Source organism: Amycolatopsis regifaucium (assembly GCF_001613935.1).
GTDB lineage: Bacteria > Actinomycetota > Actinomycetes > Mycobacteriales > Pseudonocardiaceae > Amycolatopsis > Amycolatopsis regifaucium.
The window spans coordinates 147,874-167,536 of sequence record NZ_LQCI01000011.1 but is presented as its reverse complement, the minus strand read 5'-3'; the positions used below and the strand labels follow the sequence as shown (position 1 = coordinate 167,536).

Annotated in this window: 18 protein-coding genes and 1 riboswitch; of the genes, 11 read left to right on the top strand and 7 right to left on the bottom strand. The window is 69.1% G+C overall.

Going from position 1 to position 19,663, the window contains the following annotated elements; genetic code table 11:
• Positions 1–9: 9 nt before the first annotated feature.
• Together AVL48_RS14425 and AVL48_RS14420 are read right to left on the bottom strand one after the other, a co-directional pair.
• Complete coding sequence (locus tag AVL48_RS14425; protein ID WP_061982691.1) at positions 10–1,296, bottom strand: MFS transporter; 1,287 nt, start codon at positions 1,294–1,296, stop codon at positions 10–12.
• 91 nt (positions 1,297–1,387) lie between these two features.
• The gene (locus tag AVL48_RS14420) at positions 1,388–3,493 is read right to left on the bottom strand and encodes a RecQ family ATP-dependent DNA helicase (RefSeq protein ID WP_061982692.1); all 2,106 of its coding nucleotides are present in this window, start codon (positions 3,491–3,493) and stop codon (positions 1,388–1,390) included.
• A 161-nt stretch (positions 3,494–3,654) separates the two neighbouring features.
• Here AVL48_RS14420 and nadD point away from each other — a divergent pair, with 161 nt between their 5' ends.
• The 7 genes from nadD (at position 3,655) to AVL48_RS14385 (ending at position 10,195) form a co-directional block, all read left to right on the top strand.
• Entirely contained in the window at positions 3,655–4,254 is a 600-nt protein-coding gene (gene nadD, locus AVL48_RS14415; protein ID WP_074038307.1) for a nicotinate-nucleotide adenylyltransferase, read from the top strand.
• Positions 4,255–4,308: 54 nt separating this feature from the next.
• Positions 4,309–4,728, top strand: coding sequence for a ribosome silencing factor (gene rsfS / locus AVL48_RS14410; RefSeq protein ID WP_061982693.1), 420 nt, complete (start codon positions 4,309–4,311; stop codon positions 4,726–4,728).
• Positions 4,725–5,339: a histidine phosphatase family protein gene (locus AVL48_RS14405; RefSeq protein ID WP_061982694.1), complete on the top strand. Its 615-nt coding sequence runs from the start codon at positions 4,725–4,727 to the stop codon at positions 5,337–5,339. Before rsfS ends, AVL48_RS14405 begins: the two co-directional genes overlap by 4 nt.
• A gap of 3 nt (positions 5,340–5,342) precedes the next feature.
• Positions 5,343–6,068: a diglucosylglycerate octanoyltransferase gene (gene octT / locus AVL48_RS14400; RefSeq protein WP_061982695.1), complete on the top strand. Its 726-nt coding sequence runs from the start codon at positions 5,343–5,345 to the stop codon at positions 6,066–6,068.
• Between the two features lie 10 nt (positions 6,069–6,078).
• Positions 6,079–6,924, top strand: a complete 846-nt coding sequence (locus AVL48_RS14395) for a DegV family protein (RefSeq protein WP_061982696.1) — start codon at positions 6,079–6,081, stop codon at positions 6,922–6,924.
• Positions 6,925–7,070: 146 nt separating this feature from the next.
• Positions 7,071–7,793, top strand: coding sequence for a ComEA family DNA-binding protein (locus AVL48_RS14390; protein WP_061982697.1), 723 nt, complete (start codon positions 7,071–7,073; stop codon positions 7,791–7,793).
• Positions 7,790–10,195 (top strand): ComEC/Rec2 family competence protein, encoded by a 2,406-nt coding sequence (locus AVL48_RS14385; protein WP_061982698.1) that lies wholly within the window; start codon positions 7,790–7,792, stop codon positions 10,193–10,195. Before AVL48_RS14390 ends, AVL48_RS14385 begins: the two co-directional genes overlap by 4 nt.
• 17 nt (positions 10,196–10,212) lie before the next feature.
• On the opposite strand, the gene thrC is transcribed toward AVL48_RS14385, so the two are convergent.
• The gene (thrC, locus tag AVL48_RS14380) at positions 10,213–11,478 is read right to left on the bottom strand and encodes a threonine synthase (RefSeq protein ID WP_061982699.1); all 1,266 of its coding nucleotides are present in this window, start codon (positions 11,476–11,478) and stop codon (positions 10,213–10,215) included.
• Positions 11,479–11,490: 12 nt separating this feature from the next.
• Positions 11,491–11,623, bottom strand: a riboswitch (SAM riboswitch).
• Between the two features lie 135 nt (positions 11,624–11,758).
• On the opposite strand from thrC, the gene holA reads away from it, so the two are divergent.
• Positions 11,759–12,742 (top strand): DNA polymerase III subunit delta, encoded by a 984-nt coding sequence (gene holA / locus AVL48_RS14375; RefSeq protein WP_061982700.1) that lies wholly within the window; start codon positions 11,759–11,761, stop codon positions 12,740–12,742.
• A gap of 52 nt (positions 12,743–12,794) precedes the next feature.
• On the opposite strand, the gene rpsT is transcribed toward holA, so the two are convergent.
• Complete coding sequence (rpsT, locus tag AVL48_RS14370; RefSeq protein ID WP_007034798.1) at positions 12,795–13,055, bottom strand: 30S ribosomal protein S20; 261 nt, start codon at positions 13,053–13,055, stop codon at positions 12,795–12,797.
• Positions 13,056–13,387: 332 nt separating this feature from the next.
• On the opposite strand from rpsT, the gene AVL48_RS14365 reads away from it, so the two are divergent.
• Positions 13,388–14,293 carry an EamA family transporter gene (locus AVL48_RS14365; RefSeq protein WP_061982701.1) on the top strand — a complete coding sequence of 302 codons (906 nt, stop codon included), beginning with the start codon at positions 13,388–13,390 and terminating at the stop codon, positions 14,291–14,293.
• A gap of 23 nt (positions 14,294–14,316) precedes the next feature.
• Positions 14,317–14,691 carry a VOC family protein gene (locus AVL48_RS14360; protein ID WP_061982702.1) on the top strand — a complete coding sequence of 125 codons (375 nt, stop codon included), beginning with the start codon at positions 14,317–14,319 and terminating at the stop codon, positions 14,689–14,691.
• Here the strand turns inward: AVL48_RS14360 and AVL48_RS14355 are convergent.
• Positions 14,688–15,275 (bottom strand): class I SAM-dependent methyltransferase, encoded by a 588-nt coding sequence (locus AVL48_RS14355; RefSeq protein WP_061982703.1) that lies wholly within the window; start codon positions 15,273–15,275, stop codon positions 14,688–14,690. The genes AVL48_RS14360 and AVL48_RS14355 overlap by 4 nt on opposite strands.
• Positions 15,276–15,388: 113 nt before the next feature.
• Between AVL48_RS14355 and lepA the strand changes: the two genes are divergently transcribed.
• Positions 15,389–17,227, top strand: a complete 1,839-nt coding sequence (lepA, locus tag AVL48_RS14350; RefSeq protein ID WP_061982704.1) for a translation elongation factor 4 — start codon at positions 15,389–15,391, stop codon at positions 17,225–17,227.
• A 50-nt stretch (positions 17,228–17,277) separates the two neighbouring features.
• On the opposite strand, the gene AVL48_RS14345 is transcribed toward lepA, so the two are convergent.
• Both AVL48_RS14345 and AVL48_RS14340 read right to left on the bottom strand, forming a co-directional pair.
• Positions 17,278–17,724 carry a pyridoxamine 5'-phosphate oxidase family protein gene (locus AVL48_RS14345; RefSeq protein ID WP_061982705.1) on the bottom strand — a complete coding sequence of 149 codons (447 nt, stop codon included), beginning with the start codon at positions 17,722–17,724 and terminating at the stop codon, positions 17,278–17,280.
• Between the two features lie 57 nt (positions 17,725–17,781).
• Complete coding sequence (locus AVL48_RS14340) at positions 17,782–19,545, bottom strand: family 20 glycosylhydrolase (protein ID WP_061982706.1); 1,764 nt, start codon at positions 19,543–19,545, stop codon at positions 17,782–17,784.
• Positions 19,546–19,663 lie beyond the last annotated feature (118 nt).

Below are 19,663 nucleotides of genomic sequence, written 5' to 3'. Positions count from 1 at the left end.
ACGGAGTTTTCAGCGCAGGTCGCTGCCCTTGGTCTCCGGCAGGGTCCGGATGACGAAGAACGCGATCGCCGCTCCCGCCGCCACATACCAGAAGAACAACGTCGACAATCCGGCATCGGACAGCGCGGTCAGTACCAGGGGAGCGGTCCCGCCGAACAGCGCGACGGTGAGGTTGTACCAGGCGCCGATCCCCAGTCCGCGCAGCTCGGTGGGGAACAGTTCGCTCATGATCGCGGGCGCGATCGACGTCATCGCCGTGTACAGGCAGAGCCCCACACAGAAGACGACCAGCAGCCCCGGTAGCCCCGGACGGACCAAAGTGGACAGTGGGACGATGAGGATCGCGGTCGCCGCCGACCAGACGAGCAGCTGAGGTTTGCGGCCGAAGCGGTCGGACAGCGCGCCCAGCGGATACTGCAGCGCGACGAACAACGCGGTCGCGATCGACAACGCGAGGAAGACGTCGACGTCATCGGCCTTGCGGGTTTTGACCGCGAAGGAGGTCAGTGCGCTGAAGAACGTGTAGTAGCAAAGGGTCGAAAGCATCGAAAACCCGACGAGCTGCACCACCGCGCGCGGGTGTTCCCGCAGTGTGGTGCGCAGCGGCCGCTCGACCCGGCGCGCGGTCGACTTCTTCTCCTCGAACAGTTCGGTCTCGGCGAGACTGCGCCGCAGCCACAGGCCGATGATGCCGAGGACGCCGCCGAGCAGGAACGGGATTCGCCAGCCGTACGCGGTCAAGTCAGCTTTGGACATCGTCCGCGCGAGTACGAAACCGAGGATCGAGGCGAGCAGGACGGCGGAACCGGTCGAGATGTAGAAGAAAGCGGAGTAGCGCCCTCGACGGGACGGCGGCGCGATCTCACCCAAGTACGCCGAAGCGTTCGAGACCTCGCCGCCGAGCGACAACCCTTGTGCCACTCTCGCCAGCAGCAACAGGATCGGTGCCAGCCAGCCGACCTGGGCGAAGGTCGGCAGGAGGCCGATGGCCACCGAACCGCCCGCCATCAACACGATGGTCAGGATCATCGCCGGCTTGCGGCCCTTGACGTCGGCGAAGCGGCCGAGCAGCATCCCGCCGAGCGGCCGGAAGAAGAACGCCAGCGCGTACGTGGCGAAGGTGTTGATCAACGCGAGGGCTTCGTTGCCTTTCGGGAAGAACTCGCTCGCGAAGTAGATGCTGAACGTGGCGTAGATCGTCCAGTCGAACCACTCCAAGGCGTTCCCGACGCTGGCGGCGAACAGCTTCCGCACCGGGAGCCGGTGTCCGAGTCGTTCCGTCGTTGAGTCCGCCATCGGCACCTCCGTACTCGCGCGTGGACGGAACCATGCCAGAAAGTTTCTGTGGGGGAAAGAACCTGTCGAAGGTCGTGACGTGGCTCCTGGGTCACGAAGTGCTGGCGAGGGCGAACGGCAACACGGCGCGGGCCCCGGCCTGGCGCAGCAGGCGCGCGGACAGAGTCATGGTCCAGCCCGTGTCGATCAAGTCGTCGACCAGCAGGATCGGGCCCTCGGCCGCGGCGACCCCGGCGGCGAGCTCGCCGGGGAGGCTGAGTCGCTTCCACAGATCGGCCAGCCGTTGCGCGCTGTTCGCCTGGCGCGGCGGCGGTCCCGCGGAGGCGATGGCACCCAGATACTCCAGCCGCCCGATCGAGGCCAGCTTCGTCGCCAGACTGTGGACCAGCTGGGGCCGAGTGGCGGACGGCACCTCCACCACCGCGACCGGCCGTTCCGTCCATTGCCAGCCCTTGAGCACCTCGATACAGGACTGGAAGACCGCATCGGGGAGCTCGGCGTCCGCCGCGGACGGGCCGACGAGTTCACGCAGCCGCGTGCCCCATCCGACGTCGGTCACCCGGCCGACGACCTGGCCGGTCTCGGCCTGCTCACTCGCCGGCAGCCGGCCGGAAAGCGGGACATCCAGTCCCGACATCCCGGTCGGCCACATCTTCCGGGGCGCGACCTCGACCCCAGGACGACGCAGGCGTTGCCGGGTGGCGTCGACGATGTCGTCGGAAATCGTGGTGTTCCAATGCTTTCCGGTGCAGTTGTCGCACCGCCCGCAGGGCGTCGCTTCGGGGTCGTCAAGCTGACGGCGCAGATACTCCATCCGGCAGCCGGTGGTTTCGAGATAGGCGAGCATCGCGTTCTGTTCGTTGGTGCGCGCCGCGCTCACCCGGGCGTAGCGTTCCTTGTCGTAGCTCCACTCTTCGCCGGTGCCCTCCCAGCCGCCCTTCACCCGGCGGACGGCGCCGTCGACGTCCAGGACCTTGAGGACCATCTCCAGCCGGGAGCGGGACAGCTCGACGAACGGTTCGAGCGCGGGTGTCGAGAGTGGACGGTCCGCGTACGCCAGCGCGTTGAGCACCTGCGTGACCCGCAGTTCGTCCGGGAAGGCCAGTGAGCCGAAGTACGCCCAGATGTCCTTGTCCTCGTGGCCGGGCAGCAGGATCACCTCGGCGCGGTCGACGCCGCGCCCGGCACGGCCGACCTGCTGGTAGTACGCGATCGGTGAGGACGGGGCGCCGAGGTGGACGACGAAGCCCAGGTCCGGCTTGTCGAATCCCATGCCCAGCGCCGAAGTGGCCACCAGGGCCTTGACCTTGTTGTTGAGCAGATCGTCTTCGGCGGCCTGCCGATCCGCCGGATCGGTCTTGCCGGTGTAGGCGGCGACCGGATAGCCGCGTTCGGTCAGCAGTCCCGCGACGTCGTGCGCGGCCGCGACGGTGAGCGTGTAGATGATCCCGGACCCCGGCAGTTCCTCCAGGCGCTCGGCCAGCCACGCGAGCCGGGCCTGCGATGTCGGCAGCTTGGCCACCGACAGATGGAGGCTTTCGCGGTCCAGGCTGCCGCGCAGGACGAGAGTGCCACCGCCGTTTCCGATGCCCAGTTGTTCGGCGACGTCGGTGGCCACCCGGTCGTTCGCGGTCGCGGTGGTGGCGAGTACCGGTACTCCTTCGGGCAGATCTTTCAACAGCGTCCGCAGCCGCCGGTAATCCGGCCGGAAGTCGTGGCCCCAGTCCGAGATGCAGTGCGCCTCGTCGACCACGAGCAGGCCTGCGCTCGCGGTCAGTTTCGGCAAGACGGTGTCACGGAAATCGGGGTTGTTGAGCCGTTCCGGGCTGACCAGGAGGACATCGACCTCGCCTGCCGCGATCGCGGCCTGCACCTGGTCCCACTCCTGCTGGTTCGCCGAGTTCATGGTCGCGGCGTGGATGCCGGCCCGCGCCGCCGCGGAGATCTGGTTGCGCATCAGCGCGAGCAGCGGCGAGATGATCACCGTCGGTCCGGCGCCGCGCTCCCGCAGCAGGGCGGTGGCCAGGAAGTACACCGCCGACTTTCCCCATCCGGTGCGCTGCACGACGAGGGCGCGACGGCGGTGCGCGACCAGGGCCTCGATGGCCGTCCACTGGTCGTCGCGCAGCTGGGCGCCTTCGCCCGCCAATGCCCGGAGAAGGGTCTCGGCGCGGTCCCGGAGAGTCGATGTGTCCACGTCCCCACCTCTACCTCATGCCACCGACGAAGTCGCGGTCGGCATGTCGTGAACGGACCGTTCATCCATGGAACCGACTGTAATGTGACCCAGATCACCACTGGTCGGTGGGTCCGGCGACCCGCGCGGACAGCGTCGTGCGGTGTATAGGCTCACGACCCATGTCACCACGCCGGATCGGGGTCATGGGCGGCACCTTCGACCCCATTCACCACGGGCACCTCGTCGCGGCCAGCGAAGTCCAGTCCCGGTTCGCGCTCGACGAGGTCATCTTCGTGCCCACCGGTCAGCCGTGGCAGAAATCCGACCGGCTGGTCACCCGCGCCGAGGACCGCTATCTGATGACCGTGATCGCTACGGCGTCCAACCCGGTCTTCTCGGTCAGCCGGGTCGACATCGACCGCGTCGGGCAGACCTACACCGTCGACACCCTGCGCGACCTGCGTGCCGAGTATCCCGACGACCAGCTGTTCTTCATCACCGGCGCGGACGCCCTCGAACAGATCCTCACCTGGCGCAATGCCGACGAGCTGTTCGACCTCGCGCATTTCATCGGCGTCACCAGGCCCGGCTACCGGCTCAATTCACAGCATCTGCCGAGCGGGAAAGTGAGCCTGGTCGAGGTGACGGCGATGGCGATCTCGTCCACCGCCTGCCGTGAACGAGTCGAGGGCGGGGAGCCTGTCTGGTACCTCGTCCCCGACGGTGTGGTGCGCTACATCGCCAAAAAGGACCTCTATCGCAAAGACCGGGGAGCCTGACCGGGTACCCTCGTCGGGCGCACCCGCGAGTAAGCCATCTGTTTGAGGAGAACTGTGACAGCCACGTCCGAGGCACGAGAGCTGGCCGTAGCGGCCGCCCATGCGGCGGCGGACAAGAAGGCGAGCGACGTGGTCGTGCTGGACGTGTCCGACCAGCTGGTGATCACCGACGCCTTCGTCATCGCGTCCGCGCCCAACGAGCGCCAGGTCGGCGCGATCGTCGACAACGTCGAGGAGCAGCTGCGCCTCAACGGGCACAAGCCGGTCCGCCGGGAAGGCGCCCGCGAGGGCCGCTGGGTCCTGCTGGACTACGTCGACGTCGTCATCCACGTCCAGCATCAGGAGGAACGCTCCTTCTACGGTCTCGAGCGGCTCTGGAAGGACTGCCCGCGGATCGAGGTCGCCGGTCTGGCTGCGCCGACCGACGGAGACCCAGCCGAGGAGGACCCCGCCGGCGCGCAAGGGGACTCGTGAGTCCGCGGCGGCTGGTGCTCTGGCGCCACGGCGAGACCGACTACAACGCGGCGGGCCGGATGCAGGGGCATCTGGACTCCGCGTTGACGCCGGTCGGCTGGAACCAGGCCCGGTTCGCCGTCCCCGCGCTCGCCAGGTTCTCCCCGGATCTGGTGATCGCCTCGGACCTGCGTCGCGCGACGGATACCGCCACCGTGCTCACGGAGGCCATCGGTGTCCCCTTGCGGATCGACAAGCGGCTTCGGGAAACCCATCTGGGCGAATGGCAGGGTTTCACGGGCCAGCAGGTCGACGAGGCCTACCCCGGTGAACGCGCCCATTGGCGGGTCGACGCGACCTGGGCACCTCCCGGCGGCGAGTCGCGAGTGGACGTCGCCGAACGCGCGCAAGAGGTCGTCGCCGATCTGGACCTGCCCAATTCCGACGCCGGTGACACCGTGCTGCTGGCCACCCATGGCGGCCTCATCATCGCGCTGACCGCGAAGCTGCTCGGCCTGCCCGTGCCGTCCTGGCCGGCGCTGGGCGGGATCGCGAACTGTCACTGGGTCGAACTGACCCGGCGTGACGGGAACTGGCGACTGGCCGCTTACAACGCGGGAATCACCGGCTGATCCATGGCTCCGCGCCTGCTGGTGTTCGGCGATTCCCTCAGCTTCCACGGCCCGGACGGTCCGCTCGCCGCCGACGACGCGCGCCTGTGGCCCAACATCGCCGCCGAAGCGCTCGGTGGCGGCGCGGACCTCGTGGCCGGGTTCGGCTGGACGGCTCGTGACGCCTGGTGGTCCTTGATCGGGGATCCGCGGGTCTGGGCCGATCTCCACCACGTCGACGCCGTCGTGCTCGCCGTCGGAAGCATGGACACGCTGCCCTCGCCGTTGCCCACCTACCTGCGTACCGGTCTGCGCTACCTGCGGCCCGACCCGTTGCGACGGGTGGTGCGCAAGACTTATCTGGCCGCTCAGCCCCGGCTCGCGGTCGCCCTTCGAGGACGTCCGGTGGTCCTGCCGTCGAAGCTGACCGTCCAGTACCTCGACACCGCTGTCGGTGCCTTAAGGGTGCTGCGACCGGAACTGCCGATCTTCGGCATCCTGCCGTCGGTCCACCGATCCGACGCCTACGGCCGGGTGCACACCGCCCGCGACGGTGCCGCCGCCGCCATCGCCGCTTGGGGGCGTCGCGCGGAGGTCCCGCTGCTGGATCTCGAAGCCGTCGTGGGCGATCACGTGCTGAGCGGCAGGGGTAATCCGGACGGGATGCACTGGGGCTGGGAAGGGCACGCCGCCGTCGGCGCGGAAATGGCCCGCATGATGGCCCCGGTGTTACGCCCCGCGGCAACGTAGGCTGGCTGCCGTGTCGGTCGCCGTAGTCACGGATTCCACCGCCCACCTGCCGGAAGGCTTCGCCGAACGGAACGGGATCCGGGTGGTCCCGCTGCACGTCCTCGTGGACGGCGTCGTCTTCCTCGACGGCGTCGAAATAGGCCCCGCGGCCCTGGCCGAAACGCTCGGCAAACGCAGCATCGTGACGACGTCCCGGCCGACGCCGGCGGAATTCGTCAAGGAATTCCGCGCGGCATTGGCCGAAGGCGCGGACGCCGTCGTATCGGTCCATCTGTCCCGGGAGCTGTCCGGGACCTGGGAGGCGGCGGTGCTCGCGGCTCAGGAGGTCGGGCCGGACAGGGTGCGCGTGGTCGATTCACGCAGCACCGCGATGGGGCTCGGCTTCGCGGCCCTTCGTGCGGCGAGCGCCGCGGCGGGCGGGGGCGATGCGGTCGAGGTGGAAGCGGCGGCGGTCGACGCGGTGAGCCGCTCGGAGACCCTCTTCGCCGTCGAGACCCTCGAATATCTACGCCGCGGCGGGCGGATCGGACCGGCGGCCGCCCTGCTCGGCACGGCGCTCGCGGTGAAGCCCGTGCTCCACATGTCCGAAGGCAGGATCCAGCCGCTGGAGAAGGTGCGGACGATGAATCGCGCCGTGGCGCGGCTGGTCGAACTGGCGGTGAAGGCGGCCGACGGCGGACTCGCCGACATCGCCGTCCACCATCTGGCCTCACCGGAGCGCGCCGTCGAACTGGCCAACCGGCTGGAGGAGTCCATCGACTGCCCGGAAGGGTGCGTGGTGTCGGAGGTCGGTGCCGTCATCGGCGCCCACACCGGCCCCGGTGTGCTCGGTGTCGTGATCCAACGGGCGGGTTAGGCGAACCCGCCAGCGTCTCATACGGTCCCGACGGAAATCGGCGGTCCGGCCTCGGCCGGCTCCGGGTTGTCCACAACACCCCACTTGTCCACAGCCCCGCGATTCGCCACTGCCGCCGCCCACTCCCGCTCCGTAGCGTCGTTCACGTGTTCGACCGAACCGCCCGTCCACCGGGCTCCTCCGCCAACGCCAGGCTGGCGTGGCTGGCCGCGCAGCTGTCGCCACCCACCCAGGGCCCGCCCGCGGGCAGGCTCGTGCGCCGCTGGGTGCCCGCCCGGTTCACAGCGGACGGGGTTCCGGTGAAACGGCGGTGGTTCGCCGTGGCGGCCGTGCTGATCGCGGTGGCCGTGATCGTGACCGGCGCGGTCACTCTGTTCGGACACCGGCCAGGGGCGGAGACCCCGCCGCCCCTGCCGTCGGCCAAGGCCGCCGGAGACGCCCCCGCCGCGGCGGCCAAGGCGCCTCTGGTGGTCAGCGTCGTCGGCCGGGTACTCAACCCCGGTCTGGTCACGATCCCTCCGGGCGCACGGGTCGCCGATGCCCTCACGGCGGCCGGTGGGCCACGCCCCGGAACGGATCTGACCGGGCTGAACCTGGCCAGACGGCTCACCGACGGCGAGCAGGTGGCCGTCGGTGTCCCTGGACCGGCCGGGGCCGGTCCAGGGACACCACCGGGGAAGCTCGACCTGAACACGGCCACGGCCGAGCAACTCGACACCCTGCCCGGGGTCGGCGAGGTGATGGCGAAACGCATCGTCGACTGGCGGTCCGGGCACGGTGGGTTCACCACGGTCGAGCAACTCCGTGAAGTAGAAGGGATCGGCGAAAGTAAATTCAAGAAAGTCCGGGAACTGGTGTCCGTCGGATGAACCCGTCCGCCGATCCGTCCGAAGTGGACACCGCGTCGTGGCGAGGGCAGGACCTGCGGCTGGTACCGGCCGCGGCGACGGCCTGGCTCGGCACTCTTTCCGGGCTGCTCGGCGGCTGGTGGATCACGATGCTCTGCGGTACGGCCGCCGCGGTGCTCGCGATCTTCGCCGGTGTCCGTGCCCGCCGGACGGCGTCCCGGTGGGTGGCGGGCTTGGGTGCGCTCGCGGTCATCGGCGCGCTCACGGCCGGTCCGGTGGCGCTCCGGATCCGGGCCGCAGAGCAGGACGACCTTCGTGCCGCCGCCGCGCGGGGGAACGACGCCACCATGAGGGTGGTGGTCACCGAGCGGCCACGTCCGGTCCGCGGTGCCGGATACGCCGATCGCCGGGCGGGCACCCGCCTGGTGGTCATCGCCGCGACGGTGGACGCCGTGGTGGTGGACGAGCGAGGGGTGGATTCGGCCGGCCGGATCCTCCTGCTCGCTCCCGCCGAGGGGTGGGTGGACCTGCTGCCCGGGCAGCAGGTCACCGCCTCCGGACGGCTGGCCCCGGCCAAGGGGGCCGAACTGACGGTCGCGGTCCTCTCGGTCCGAGGTCCGCCGTGGGCCCTCGGACCGGCGCCCTGGTGGCAGCGAGCCGCGGAATCGCTGCGCGCCGGGCTCCGGGAGCTGTGCGCCGTTCTCCCGGAAGAGCAGGCCGGTCTCGTGCCCGGACTGGTCGTGGGGGACACAAGCGCATTGTCCCCGCGGGTCGAGCGCGAGTTCACGGACTCCGGCATGTCCCACCTGATGGCCGTGAGCGGTGGGAACGTGGCGATCGTCTGCGGCTCGATCCTTCTCCTGCTGAGGGCGCTTCGGGTCGGGCCGCGGACGTCCGCCGCCGCGGCCGCCGCGGGGCTCGCCGGGTTCGTGGTCCTCGCCGGACCCGCGCCCAGCGTGCTCCGTGCCGGAGTGATGGGTGCGGTGGGATTGCTGGCGCTGGCCCTGGGCCGCCAGGGTTCGGCGCTGCCCGCGCTGGGGTTCGCCGTGGCGGGGCTCGTCGTGGCCGACCCCGCCATGGCCGCCGATTTCGGGTTCGCCCTCTCGGTGCTGGCCACGGCCGGGCTGGTACTGCTGGCTCCGCGGTGGGCCGAATGGCTGGTCGGACGTGGCGTGCCGTCCGGCTACGCCGAGGGACTGGCCGTCCCGCTGGCCGCGTTCGTGATGACGGCGCCGGTCATCGCGGGAATGGCGGGATCGGTCAGTCTCGTTTCGGTGGTGACCAACGTGCTCGCCGCTCCGGTGGTCGCTCCGGCCACCGTGTGCGGTGTGCTCGCCACCGTCATCGGGCCGTGGTGGCCTTCGGCGGGAAGGCTGCTGGTTCGCCTGACCGAACCCGAGGCGAGCTGGCTCATCACCGTGGCCCGGCACGGCGCCCGTGCGCCGGGAGCGGTCGTGGAGTGGCCGGGTGGCTGGTGGGGCGGGCTCTTGGTGGCAGGCCTGCTCGTCGTACTGCTCGTCGCCATCCGGCTGCGGTATGCCCGGATCCTGGTGGCGATCGCCTTGGCAGGCGGACTCCTCGTGTCCGTGCCGGCGCGGGTGCTCGCCCCGGCGTGGCCACCGGCGTCATGGAGTGCCGTCGCCTGCGACGTCGGGCAGGGTGATGCCGTGGTCCTCGCCACGGCCGAACCGGGGAGGGCGATCCTGGTGGACACCGGCCCGGAACCGGGACCGGTCGACGAGTGCCTGAGCAGACTCGGCGTGGACCGCGTTCCGCTTATCGTGCTGAGCCACCTGCATGCCGACCACATCGGCGGTCTCGAATCCGTCTTCGAGAGCCGGTCGGTCGGCGCGGTCGCCGTCGGTCCCGGACGGGCACCCGCGTGGGCGTGGCAGCAGGTCGCCGACGAAACCGCGCGCCGCGGGATTCCCTTGCTGGAACTGGGGATCGGGCAACGGCTGGACTGGCCGGGACTGTCACTGGAGGTACTGGGGCCGCGTTATGTCACGCGGCGATCGGTCCTCGAACAAGACGGCACGGTGATCAACAACGGTTCGGTCGTCCTGCGTGCCGGCACCCCGGCGGGCCGGTTGCTGCTGACCGGCGACGTCGAACTCGCCGCGCAGGCCGACCTGATGGCGGAGGGGGCCGATCTGCGTGCCGAGATCTTGAAAGTGCCGCACCACGGAAGCCGTTACACGGCACCGGATTTCCTCAACATCGTCGCGCCGAGGATCGCGTTGGTGAGTGTCGGCGCCGGAAACGGCTACGGCCATCCGAACAAGTCCACTTTGGACAATCTGGCGGCCGTCGGTGCCTTGGTCGCCAGGACGGACACGGACGGCGACACCGCGGTCGTCGTCGACGCGCGAGGCCTCGCCCTGCTGCGCCGGGGTGAGCCCCGCGGCCCGCCTCGTTCCTGAGGCGGGCCGGCGGGATCTCAGATGCCGAGTGCCTCGCGGACAGCGTCGGCCGAGGCGCTGACAGTGGCCTTCGGGCCGACCTTGTCCTCGATCGCGTCGAGGGTCTTGAGGCCATCGCCGGTGATCAGCAGCACGATCTCGGCGTCCGGGTCGAGCTTGCCGGTCTCGAGAAGCTTCTTGGCCGTCGCCACGGTGACTCCACCGGCGGTCTCGGTGAAGACGCCCTCCGTGCGGGCGAGCAGCCGGATGCCTTCGACGACTTCTTCGTCGCTGACGTCTTCGATCGCTCCGCCGGTGCGGTTGACCACGTCGAGGACGTACGGACCGTCGGCCGGGTTACCGATCGCCAGCGATCGGGCGATCGTGTCCGGCTTGACCGGCTGAACGACGTCGTGGCCCGCGCGGAACGCGGCCGAGACGGGCGAGCAGCCGGTGGCCTGGGCGCCGAACACCTTGTACGGCGTTTCTTCGACGAGGCCGAGCTGGCCGAACTCGCGGAAACCCTTGTCCACCTTGGTGAGCTGGGAACCGGAGGCGATCGGCACCACGATCTGCGGGGGGAGGCGCCAGCCGAGCTGCTCGGCGACCTCGAAGGCCAGTGTCTTGGAGCCTTCCGAGTAGTACGGCCGGACGTTCACGTTGACGAACGCCCAGCTCTCCTGCTCCGCGGCGAGCTGGGTGGCGAGCCGGTTCACGTCGTCGTAGTTGCCGTCGACCGCGATCAGGTCGCCGTCGTACACGGCGGTGGTGAGGATCTTGGCGCGTTCGAGGGTCTTCGGGATCAGCACGACCGACCGCCAGCCGGCGCGGGCCGCGGCGGCGGCGACCGCGTTGGCCAGGTTGCCGGTCGACGGACAGGCGAGCACCTCGAAACCGAACTCGCGCGCGGCCGCGAGCGCGACGGCGACCACGCGGTCCTTGAACGAGTGGGTGGGGTTGCCGGTGTCGTCCTTGACCCAGATCTTCTTGACACCCAGCGCTTTCGCGAGCCTGTCGGCCTGGACGAGCCGGGTGGCGCCGGGTTCGGTGTTGGGGATTTCTTCGACGTTCGAGGGAACGGGAAGAAGCTTCTTGTAGCGCCAGATGTTCTTCGGCCCGGCTTCGATGTCCTCGCGGCGCACGCGGCCGAAGTCGTAGGCGACCTCGAGCGGCGAGAAGTCCTCGGCGGAAACGAATTCGGGGGCGAGCGGCTGCCGGTGTCCCTCTTCCTTCGACACCAGTTCGACGGCCGGTCCGAGATCCGGGGTCTTGGTGGTGGGGGTCGTGCCGAGGGTTGCGGTCATCGCGAGGTCCTTTCCTCATCTGCCCCGCCGAGGCGGGCCGGAATTGGCACCGTGTTCGTCAGCTATCCCACGATCGCGGGATGACAGGCTGACGCCGGTTGCCGGGGCTTCATCGGGCCGTTCCCTCTGCCCCTCTGGATGAGCGGTATTCACTTGTCGGCACGCGCTTGATCGCGTCGCCTCGCTAACACCGTACGACATGGGGCTCGCGCGGGGCCACCGTGCCCGGAACACATCACCGGACAAAGCACACGAGAGGAGGAGTGGCAGGATCGTCACCGTGACGACGCAAGCTTCCGCCCCATCGCCGCTGGTCCTGGTCCTCGGTGAGGAAGAGCTGCTGATCGAACGCGCGATCCGTGGCGCTTCGGACGCGGCCAAAGCGGTCGACCCGACGGCGGATCTCAGCCGGATCCGGGTGTCGGACCTCACAGTCCCGGCTCTCGCGGAGATGGTCAGCCCCTCACTGTTCGCCGAGGCCCGGGTCATCGTCCTCGAATCCGCGCACGACATCTCACAAGAGCTCGCCGACGGGGTGATGGCCTATGTCAAGGCGCCGGCTGACGGCATCGTGCTCGTCGTCGTGCACAGCGGAGGCGGGCGGAGCAAGGCAGCCAAGGCGCTCCCGACGGCCTTGAAGAAGGCGGGTGCGGAGGTCGTCGAGTGCTCGAAACTGACCAAGCCCGCTGAGCGAGAATCCTTTGTCCGCAACGAAGTCCGCCGGGTGGGCGGAAAGATCGACGGTGCGGCCGTGCTCGCGCTGATCGACGCGGTCGGTTCGGATCTACGCGAGTTGTCGTCGGCCGCGACACAACTCGTCGCGGATTCCGGGGGAGTGGTCGATGAGCAGGCGGTGCGCCGCTATCACCGGGGCCGCGCGGATGTGAACGGGTTCGCCGTCGCCGAGAAGGCCGTCGCCGGTGACAAGGCGGCGGCGCTGGAGTCACTGCGCTGGGCGATGCAACTCGGTGTCCCGCACGTACTGGTCGCGGACGCCCTCGCCGACGCGGTCCGGACGATCGCACGGGTGTCCGGCGCCGGTCGCGGGAACCCGAACCAGATGGCGGGCGAGCTGGGGATGCCGCCGTGGAAGGTGCGCAAGGCCCAGGGACAGGCTCGCGGCTGGGGACAGGACGGTCTCGCCACCGCGATGCGGATCGTCGCCCGGCTCAACGCCGAGGTCAAAGGGGTCGCTGCCGACCCGGAATACGCGCTGGAACGCGCGGTGCTGGAGGTCGTCGACGCTCACGGCACCAGCCGCTGAACATGGCGAAGGGCCCTGGCGACTCGCGTCACCAGGGCCCTTCGAAAGCCGATCAGAGAGAGTTCGCGCGCTTCGCGAGCGCGGACTTCTTGTTGGCGGCCTGGTTGGCGTGCAGAACGCCCTTGGTGACGGCCTTGTCCAGCTTCTTGGCCGCGTCCTTCTGCAGCTCCAGGGCCTTGGCCTTGTCACCGGCGTCGGCGGCTTCGCGGAACTTGCGGATCGCGGTCTTCACCGAGGACCGGATCGCCTGGTTGCGCTGACGCGCCTTCTCGTTGGTGGTGATGCGCTTGATCTGCGACTTGATGTTGGCCACGGGGGCGCTCCTCTTGATCTCTCGGTGGTTTCACCGCCGCGCTGTGACCGGCCCTGCGCGCTAGCGAAAGCGGCGCGGGTTTCCTCCATGACGGAATGCCACACGGCGATGAAGGGCAAGCTTAACAGCCGTCCCGAGGCGGATCGTGGCCGCCTCCGGACGTGTGCTTGCGGTACGGTGAAGATCGTAGTGCCTAGGGTTCCGTCGCCTGCCCGTTTCGCGAAGCACACAATCAGGGCAGGCGGGGCAGGTCCGAGCGGCACCATCGGCGGGGCCGGAAGCGCCGCCGTTCATCTGACGGGACAAAAGCCTGGAGGACCGGTGTTTTCCGCATGCGCGGAAAACATGAAAGGTCCCCAGTGAACGTCACCGCCCTGTCCCTTGTCCTCGCCGCCGCCGTCCTCCACGCCGGCTGGAACTTGGCCGCCAAGAGGATCCGCGGCGGCGGAGCCCGGTTCGTGTGGGCCTACTACAGCCTCTCCGCGGTTCTGCTCATCCCCGTGATGGTGATCTCACTGGTCGTGGAGCCGCAACGTCCACAGTGGACGTGGTTGCTCGCCTCGGCGGTCACCGCCGTGTTGCACGTCGCCTACGGCGTCGTCCTCCAACGGGGTTACGCCGTCGGCGACCTGTCCGTGGTGTATCCACTCGCCCGGGGCACCGGCCCGCTGATCTCGGTACTCGCGGCCGTCGTACTGCTCGGCGAGCGGCCGGGTCCACTCGGTCTCGTGGGGGCGTTCCTGGTGGTCGCCGGCGTCCTGGTCATCGGGTCCGGGCGCTCCCCGGCGCACGCTGATGCCGCGGATCGCGTCGCTCGCCGCAAAGGCGTGGCCTACGGGCTCCTGACCGGGCTCACGATCGCCGCGTACACGCTGTGGGACGCGCACTCGGTCGCCAGTCTCGGGGTCCCGCCGATCGTCTACTTCGGAACCGGCGCGATCGTGCAGAGCCTGCTGATGGCGCCGTACGCGCTGAAGGACCGTGAAGAGGTCTCGTGGCTCTGGCGCGAGCACAAGCGTGAAGTCCTCCTCGTCGGCCTGCTCTCGCCCGTCGCCTATCTGCTGGTCCTTTATGCCCTGCAGATCGCTCCCGTGAGCCTCGTCGCACCTGCGAGGGAGCTGAGCATCGTCTTGGGCGGGCTGGCCGCCTGGCTGGTGCTGAGGGAGGCGAACGCCGTCCGCAGGCTGGCCGGGTCGGTGGTGGTGCTGGCGGGGATCGCCGCGATTGCGATGGCCTGAACGCATCCGGTAGGGATTGAGCCATGGACGTGCTGAGCAGCAGGGTGCTGATCCACCCGAAGGACCTCGATGTGTCGACGGCGTTCTACCGGGACACCCTGGGCCTGGCCATCGACAAGGAGTTCCCCGGTGGAACGGTGTTCTTCGCAGGGAACGGGTCGATCGAGATCGTGGGGACCGGGAAGACCGGGCCGACGCCGGACGTCGCCTTGTGGCTCCAGGTCCGGGACCTGACGGCGGTGCTGGCGGAGCTCGCCGCGAAGGGGCTGGAGCCGGTCCGCGAAGCACGGCGTGAGCCGTGGGGCCTGGACGAAGCGTGGATCGCTGATCCGGACGGCACCAGGATCGTGCTGGTCGAGGTGCCGCGTGAGCATCCCTTGCGCACCGATCCGCGTTAGGTCGTGGGTTTGACCGCGCGGAGCTGAGCGGCCAGGGACGCGCCGAGCCCCGGTGGCTCCCAGGTCCAGGTCTGCAGGTCGGTGAAGCCTGCCGCGGCGGTCTCGTCGGCCAGTTCGTGCCGCGACACCGGCAGCCACTTCTCGTGCGACGACAGCAGCAGCCTGCCGCCGGGGCGGAGCACGCGGAACAGCTCGGTGAACCCGGCCGTCCTGTCCTCCCACAGCTGCACATTGTTGACGCTCAGGACCACGTCCACGCTCTCGTCCGGCTCGCCCGTGGAGGCCGCGGTACCGCTGCGCAGTTCCACCTTGTCGCCGCACCGGCGGCGGGAGCGGGCGATCATCTCCGACGACGGGTCGACGCCGATGGCGCGGGCGGCGCGTTCGGCCGCGGCCCGCAGGCCGACGCCCGGGCCGGGGCCCACGATCAGGACGGTTTCGCCGGCCTCGATCGACGCCAGTTCGACGACACGAAGTTCGGTGGCGGCGTTGCCGCGCTCCATCGCCAGGCCGCCGAACCGGCCGAGCAGTCCCCTGGGACGGCCGAAGGTGCGGTCGAGCATTTGGGCCAGTGAAGTACTCATACTTCGAGGGCACCACAGCTCACCAAGGCCCGCATCGGGGATGACCCCCACTCCCACCCGGAGCGGCATGGGACCATAGACGTGGCACACCCCGACCTTCGCGAGGAAACCCGTTGACGACGTTCGCCGACACCACGTTCACGCCCCCGGAGCTCATCCGGAACTTCTGCATCATCGCGCACATCGACCACGGCAAGTCGACCCTGGCCGACCGGATGCTGCAGCTCACCGGCGTGGTCGAGGAGCGGGCGATGCGCGCGCAGTACCTCGACCGGATGGACATCGAGCGTGAACGCGGGATCACGATCAAGGCGCAGAACGTGCGGCTGCCCTGGAAGGTCGAAGGGCAGGACCACGTCCTGCACATGATCGACACGCCGGGACACGTCGACTTCACCTATGAAGTTTCGCGCGCGCTCGAGGCGTGCGAAGGGGCGGTCCTGCTGGTGGACGCCGCGCAGGGGATCGAGGCGCAGACGCTCGCCAACCTGTACCTTGCGCTGGAGAACAACCTCCAGATCATCCCGGTGCTCAACAAGATCGACCTGCCGTCGGCGGATCCGGACAAGTACGCCGCCGAGATCGCGCACATCATCGGCTGTGAGCCCTCGGACGTGTTGCGCGTGTCCGCCAAGACCGGCGTCGGAGTCGGCGAGCTGCTCGACGCGGTGGTGAAGCAGGTGCCCGCGCCGACGGGCGACGCTGACGCCCCGGCACGGGCGATGATCTTCGACTCGGTGTACGACACCTATCGAGGCGTCGTCACCTACATCAGGGTCGTCGACGGCAAGATCACGCCGCGTGAGCGGATCAAGATGATGTCGACCGGCGCCACGCACGAACTCCTCGAGGTCGGGATCATCTCGCCGGAGCCCAAGGCCAGCAAGGGCCTCGGCGTCGGTGAGGTGGGCTACCTCATCACCGGGGTGAAGGACGTCCGGCAGTCGAAGGTCGGTGACACCGTCACTTCCGAGCGAAGCGGCGCGAAGGAGCCGCTCGCCGGCTACCGGGAGCCGAAGCCGATGGTCTACTCCGGTCTGTACCCGGTGGACGGTTCGGACTACCCGGACCTGCGCGAGGCCTTGGACAAGCTCCAGCTCAACGACGCCGCACTCGACTACGAGCCCGAGACGTCGGTGGCGCTCGGGTTCGGCTTCCGCTGCGGTTTTCTCGGCCTGCTGCACCTGGAGATCACCCGCGACCGCCTGGAACGCGAGTTCGGCCTCGACCTGATCTCCACCGCGCCGAACGTGGTCTACGACGTCGTGCTGGACGACGGCAAGGAAATCCACGTCACCAACCCTTCGGACTGGCCGACCGGGAACAAGATCGACAAGGTGCTCGAACCGGTCAGCAAGGTGAGCATCCTGGCGCCGTCGGAGTTCATCGGCACGATCATGGAGCTGTGCCAGAACAAGCGCGGCACGCTGCTCGGTATGGACTACTTGTCCGAAGACCGGGTCGAACTGCGGTACAACCTGCCGCTGGGCGAGATCATCTTCGACTTCTTCGACACGCTGAAGTCGCGGACCCGCGGTTACGCGTCGCTGGACTACGAAGAGGCGGGCTCGCAGGCGGCGGACCTGGTCAAGGTGGACATCCTGCTGCAGGGTGAGGGTGTCGACGCGTTCTCCGCGATCGTGCACAAGGACGATGCCTACAATTACGGCAACCGCATGGTGAACCGGCTTCGCGAGCTGATCCCGCGGCAGAACTTCGAGGTGCCGATCCAGGCCGCCATCGGGGCCCGCATCATCGCCCGCGAGACCATTCGCGCGATCCGCAAGGACGTGCTCGCGAAGTGCTACGGCGGTGACATCTCGCGTAAGCGCAAGCTGCTGGAAAAGCAGAAGGAAGGCAAGAAGCGGATGAAGACCGTCGGCCGCGTCGAGGTCCCGCAGGAGGCCTTCGTCGCCGCACTGTCCACTGAGGACAGCGGCAAGAAGAAGTAGGCGACACTCGCGAAAGGCCGCCCGAAGCGTTGCCGGGCGGCCTTTTCGTGTCAGCGATTACCGCTGATGCGGTTCGCCGTGACGAAGACGGCGACGCGGCGTTCGGCGGCCATCACGCGATCGTACTCGTCCCAGTCGTCGTGTGTCCCCGTCGCCGCGATGAAGACCTCACGCAGCAGCTGAGGGAGCCGGGCCGGGGCGAAGTCCGGATCCGGGTCGTCCGGGCCGATGAGATGGACGGCGCCCTGGACCGCCGCCCATTCCCAGCCTCGGCGGAAGGTGATCGTGGCGTGGCCCGCCCGGCGGAACAGATCGAGCTTCTTCGCCCCGCCCACCGCGACGAAACCGACCCCCGGTGCCTTCGTGACCGGGTCTTCGATCACGCCCGCGTTCACCACCGACGAATGCACGGTGCCGTCCGCGCGGACGGTCGAAACGGTCGCGAGTCCGTTTTCGCGTAAGGAAAGGGCGCGGACTAGTTCGAGGTCGGCAGCCATGGTTCCACCGTAGCCCGCCCGGCCCGGTGAAGGGGCCGAGCGGGCGAACGGAGGAGATCAACAGGTCCCGTCGTCGCGCCAGACGCCCCACTGCCCGGTGGTGCCGGGCTCCTCGCCCTGTGTCCACCATTTCGCGTACCACTTGTGCCCGTTGTGGGAGACGCTCGTGCCGCCGGTGTAGGCCGAAGCGCGGTCCCACGCCGGGAGAGCGCAGGTGCCGGGGTTGGTGGAGCCCGTCTCCCAAGGCACCTGGCTCGACGCGTAGTAGCCGATGCCCTGCGCCTGCCAGCGCGGGGCCTGCGCGCCGAGGCGGACGCGGAAGGCGTTCCAGTCGTGGGTCGACCACGGCGACCAGCCGAGTTCGGCATGCGCCGGAAGCCTCGGGAACGCGAGGTAGTCGATGTTCGCCGGGGTCACCACGGTTTCGGTCCACAGCGGGGATTCGACACCGCGGACGGCGGATTCGGGCACGCCGGAGAGATATGCGCCCGGGTTCCAGTTGTAGGCGTCCTGGACCTCGATGTAGCCCGCCCACGAGAGCCCGATCGGGGTGCTGGAGTTGTACTTCATGTCCAGGTACGCCTTGTTCGCCGGGGACAGGATCACCTTGCTCCCGCGAGCGACGGCGTTCGAGACCTCGGTGCTCGACGTGGTCGTGCCCCAGAACTGCGGGGTCGCCGTGGCGGGCAGGGTGGCCTTGCCGATCTCATGCCAGCCGACGACCTGCTTCCCGGCGGCGGCCACCATCGGCAGCACGCGGTTCATGAAGGTGCGGTAGTCCGCGTCGCTGGTTGCCTGGGCCTCGTCACCGCCGAGATGGAAGTACGGTCCCGGGGTCAGCGCGGCGATCTCCCGGATCACGTCGTTGACGAAGGTGTAGGTGATCTCCTTCGAGATGCAGAGCGAGCTGTAGCCGACCGCGGTGTCGGTGCGCAGCGGGGGAGCGGTGTTGTTGCAGTTCAGCTCGGCGTAGGACGCCTGGGCGGCGTTGGTGTGCCCGGGCATGTCGATCTCCGGGATGACCGTGATGAACCGCGAAGCCGCGTAGTTCACGATCTCGGTGTACTGCGCCTTCGTGTAGTAGCCGCCGGCGCCGCCACCGACCTGGGTACTGCCTCCATAGGTGGCCAGGCGCGGCCAGCTGTCGATCTGAATCCGCCAGCCCTGGTCGTCGGCCAGATGCAGGTGCAAGTTGTTGATCTTGTACTGGGCCAGTTGGTCGATGTACCGCTTGACGGTCGCGACCGGGTGGAAGTGCCGGGCGACGTCGAGCATGGCGCCGCGGTAGCCGAAGCGGGGGTGGTCCAGGATGTCGGCGCCCGGGATCGTCCAGGGGCCGTCCTGCACAGTAGGGCTCTCGATCTTGCCGGGCAGCAGTTGCCGCAGGGTCTGGACGCCGCCGAAGAGGCCCTGCGCCGTCGTCGCGCGCAGGATGACCGAAGCGGACCTCGAGCTCAGCTGGTAGCCCTGATCACCGACGCGGGGATCGGCGCCGGACAGCAGCAACGAGATGCCGTCGGTGGGTGTGCCCGAAGGCGCGTCCGAGACGGGCAGGGCGAAACCGGTCGACTTGCGCAGGACGCCGGCCAGGTAGTCGCCGACCGCCTTGGCGGGTGCCGAACCGGCTTGGGTGTAGATCTTCGTGTTCGTGGTCAGGGTGTGGTCGGACCCGGCGACGGCTTGGGCCGAGACCGGCGCGGGGACGATCGCCTGCAACGGCGGAGTGGCCGCGTCCGCGACAGGGGCGGCTGCGGTGGTGGCGCCGGCGAGCAGCGCCACCCCGACGACGGCGCGGCCCAGCCGCGCTCTCAAGCTCTTCACCGGGAACCTCCAGGCGACAGGGGAGAAGTGACCTGCGTCACGACTGTCTCGATCGTCGCATTTTCGGCGTGAAAGGTCTAGACCACCGTGGAGAAACGATGCGGTAGCCGAACGTCAC